This window comes from Nocardioides sp. P5_C9_2, from assembly GCF_054049555.1.
The window spans coordinates 1-3,899 of the sequence record NZ_JBFUMD010000378.1 but is presented as its reverse complement, the minus strand read 5'-3'; the positions used below and the strand labels follow the sequence as shown (position 1 = coordinate 3,899).

Sequence of the window (3,899 nt, the reverse complement as noted above, 5' to 3'; positions counted from 1 at the left end):
TCAGCGACCCGTCCCGCCGTAGACGACCGCCTCGACCTCGGTCGAGTCGAGGTCGAACGCCGTGTGGGTCGCCTGGACGGCCCGGTCGACGTCGACCTCGGTCACGACGACCGAGATGCGGATCTCGGAGGTGGAGATCATCTCGATGTTGACCCCGGCCGAAGCGAGGGAGGCGAAGAACTTGGCGGTGATGCCCGGGTGCGAGCGCATGCCCGCACCGATGAGCGACACCTTCCCGATCTTGTCGTCGTAGAGCAGCTTGTCGTAGCCGACCTCGGCCTGGATCTTCGCCAGCGCGTTCATGGCGACCTGGCCGTCGGTGCGCGGCAGGGTGAAGGAGATGTCCGTGAGGCTGGTCGCGGCGGCCGACACGTTCTGCACGATCATGTCGAGGTTGATCTCGGCCTCGGAGAGCGCCTCGAAGATGCGCGCGGCCTCACCCACCTTGTCGGGGACCCCGACGACGGTGATCTTGGCCTCGCTGACGTCGTGGGCGACGCCGGAGATGATCGCCTGTTCCATGGTGCCTCCATCGGTCGGGTCCTCGACGACCCAGGTGCCCTGCTTCTGACTGAACGACGAACGGACGTGGATCGGGATGTGGTAGCGCCGGCCGTACTCCACGCACCGCAGGTGCAGGATCTTGGCGCCGCACGCGGCGAGCTCCAGCATCTCCTCGTAGGAGACCTTGGCCAGCTTGCGGGCCGCCGGGACGATGCGCGGGTCGGCGGTGAAGACGCCGTCGACGTCGGTGTAGATCTCGCAGACGTCGGCCTCGAGGGCGGCGGCCAGCGCGACCGCGGTGGTGTCGGTGCCACCGCGACCCAGGGTGGTGATCTCCTTGGTGTCGGCGCTGACGCCCTGGAAGCCGGCCACGATGACGATGTGGCCCTGCTCGAGCGCGCTGGTGATGCGCCCGGGCGTGATGTCGATGATCTTGGCCTTGCCGTGCACCGAGTCGGTGATCACGCCCGCCTGCGAGCCGGTGAACGAGCGGGCGGTGAAGCCGAGGTCGGAGATCGCCATCGCGACCAGCGCCATCGAGATCCGCTCGCCGGCCGTGAGCAGCATGTCCATCTCACGCGCGGGCGGCAGCGGACTCACCTGCCCGGCCAGGTCGAGCAGCTCATCGGTGGTGTCACCCATCGCCGAGACGGCCACGACGACGTCATGCCCGGCCTTCTTGTTCTCCACGATGCGCCGGGCGACCCGCTTGATGGCGTCGGCGTCGGCGAGCGAGGAGCCGCCGTACTTCTGCACGACAATGCCCACGGTTGGTCCCCTGCGATGGTCGGTGGCTCGAGCGCTGATGAGTCTACGCGGGAGCCGCGGGGGTCCACGGTCGCATCTCACGACCGGATCCCCGCGATCACGTGCGGTGCACGGAGCGTGCGTCAGACGCCGGGACCGGCCTCGCCCAGGATCTCGTTGGCCACCGCCACCGCCTCGGCGTCGGCCTCGAAGTCGGTGTCGAAGCGGTCGTGGGCCACCACCGTCAGCAGCGCGTTGAGCGCGGCGCCCGCGAGGTTGCCCCAGTTGTTGACGTAGGAGAACTGCCACCACCACAGCGCCTCGGCGATGTCGCCGCGCTTGTAGTGGCGCAGCCCGTTGTCGAGGTCGGTCACGATGGACGCCAGATCGTCGGAGAGCTGGCTGACCACGACCTCCGGGACGTAGGGGTCGAAGACGAAGCTGTAGGTGTCGACGCTGTCGAGCATCTGCGCCAGCCGCAGCCGCAGCTCGTCGATGTCGGCCTCGGGGCCCACGTCGGGCTGGTACTCCTCGCGGGGCTGGAAGTCCATCTGCGCGCCGAGCCGGGCTCCCGCGAGCAGGACCTGGCTGATCTCCAGGAGCAGCAGCGACACCGCCCGTGAGCCGTTGCCCTCGCGCGCGACCTCGCGGACCGCGATGAGGAACGACTCGATCTGCGCGGCGACCTGCGAGGCGAACTGCGCCTCGTCGATCACGCCCCCGGTCACGTCGGTCTTGGTGTAGTCAGTCATCTGCTGATCGCCTTCCTGCGAACGCACGGCCGAGGGTGACCTCATCGGCGTACTCGAGGTCACCGCCCACGGGCAGTCCACTCGCCAGTCGTGTGACACGCAACCCCATGGGCTTGAGCATCCGGGTGAGATAGGTCGCCGTGGCCTCACCCTCGAGGTTGGGGTCGGTCGCCAGGATGCACTCGGTGATGGCGCCGTCGGCGAGTCGCACCATCAGCTCGCGGATGCGCAGCTGGTCGGGGCCGATCCCGTCGATGGGCGAGATCGCCCCGCCGAGCACGTGGTAGCGACCCCGGAACTCACGGGTGCGCTCGATGGCCACGACGTCCTTGTACTCCTCGACGACGCACAGCACGGCGGGGTCCCGGCGCGGGTCCCGGCAGATGCGGCACTGCTCGTCCTGGGACACGTTGAAGCACACCGAGCAGAACCTCACCTTGGCCTTGACCTCGATGAGCACGTCGGCCAGGCGGCGTACGTCGGCAGGCTCGGCCTGCAGGAGGTGGAACGCGATCCGCTGAGCGCTCTTGGGACCCACACCGGGGAGCCGGCCGAGCTCGTCGATGAGGTCCTGGACTATGCCTTCGTACACGGGGCTCCTAGAAGCCGAGCGGGCCGCCGGGCGCCCCGCCCTGGTCGTCGCCGCCGAGGCCACCCGCGAGCGGGCCCAGGGTGTTGCTGGCCAGCGTGTCGGCCTGGGCCTTGGCATCGCGGTAGGCGGCGACCACCATGTCGGACAGGTCCGAGAGGTCGTCGGGGTTCGAGCCGTCGAACTGGCCCGCGGCGATCGCGAGGCCGACGAGCTCGCCGACGCCGTTGACGGTCACGGTCACAGCGCCGCCGGCGACGGTGCCGTCGACCGTCTGCTCGGCCAGCCGGGTCTGGGCCTCGGCGAGCTGCTCCTGCATCTGCTGCGCCTGCTGGAGCAGGGCGCCCATGTCGAAGCCGCCGCCACCGAGTCCCTCGAAGGGGTTCTGGGTCATCGTCTCTCCTGCAGTCGTGGGGTCGTGGATGTCGCGATCGGGTGCTGCGTGGTCACGTGTGCCTGATCTCGTCGATGACCTTGGCCCCCAGGGTCTGCTGCAGCAACGCGGTGCTGTCGAGGCCCTGGGTGTCGGCGTCCGGGTCGTCGGGGTCCGCCGCGGCGTCGGCCAGGGCAGCGTGGTCGACCCTCGGCTCGTCGGAGGTCGGTGCGGTCCTGGAGCGTTCGAGGGCCTCCCGGGCGGCGATGAGACCGCTGGAGTCCTGGGGCGGTCGCGGCGGCTCGGGCGACTGGGCGGCATCGGGAGCGGGTGCCTGGGCGGCATCGCCGGTCACCCAGTCGGGCGGYGCGTCGACGGGAGCGCGCTCATCGGGTCCCGACGGTGCAGGCGGGGCGGCGGACGGCACGGCCGACTGGGTGACGACGGGCTTGCCGGCACCTCCGGAGGCGCTCGGGTCGACGATCGCGTCGATGCGCCAGTCCACCCCGACCACGTCGATCGCAGCCTGGCGCAGGATCTCGTCGCACCCGCCTCCCACGAAGGACTCGCGGGCGCCCTGGCTCGCGAACCCGACGGTGAGCGTGCGGGAGTCGACCCCGATGACCTGGGCGTTCTGGATCAGGATCATCCAGGCCAGCCGCCGGCGCATCTTGGTCGCCTCGACGATGTCGGGCCACAACCGTCGCACCTCGACCATGCTCAGCCCGCCCTGAGGACCGGCCGCGGAGCCCTCGTCACCGGTCGGAGCGTCCTCGGCACCACGGTCCGGGACGACGGACGCCTCGGATGCGACCGCCGACGCCGGGGGCGCCTGCTGGCCGGCGGCCGGCGGGTGCACAGGCTGGAAGTCCGTCGGGGGCGCCGTCACCTCGGGCCAGCCGGGGTCGGGCTCGGGCTCGTGGGACGCCGCGGC

At 70.5% G+C, this 3,899-nt stretch carries 4 protein-coding genes and 1 pseudogene; all 5 read right to left on the bottom strand.

Annotated features, from left to right (window positions below; all coding sequences use genetic code 11):
* Positions 1-1,272: an aspartate kinase gene (locus ACXJKL_RS16430; RefSeq protein WP_457208096.1), complete on the bottom strand. Its 1,272-nt coding sequence runs from the start codon at positions 1,270-1,272 to the stop codon at positions 1-3.
* Between the two features lie 122 nt (positions 1,273-1,394).
* On the bottom strand, positions 1,395-2,003 hold the full coding sequence (locus tag ACXJKL_RS16425; protein WP_457208095.1) for a DUF5063 domain-containing protein: 609 nt from the start codon (positions 2,001-2,003) through the stop codon (positions 1,395-1,397).
* Entirely contained in the window at positions 1,996-2,595 is a 600-nt protein-coding gene (gene recR, locus ACXJKL_RS16420; protein ID WP_457208094.1) for a recombination mediator RecR, read from the bottom strand. The genes ACXJKL_RS16425 and recR overlap by 8 nt, the downstream gene beginning before the upstream one ends.
* 7 nt (positions 2,596-2,602) lie before the next feature.
* Entirely contained in the window at positions 2,603-2,986 is a 384-nt protein-coding gene (locus tag ACXJKL_RS16415) for a YbaB/EbfC family nucleoid-associated protein (RefSeq protein WP_457208093.1), read from the bottom strand.
* Positions 2,987-3,038: 52 nt separating this feature from the next.
* Positions 3,039-3,899, bottom strand: a pseudogene (locus ACXJKL_RS16410) (hypothetical protein); the annotation flags it as partial.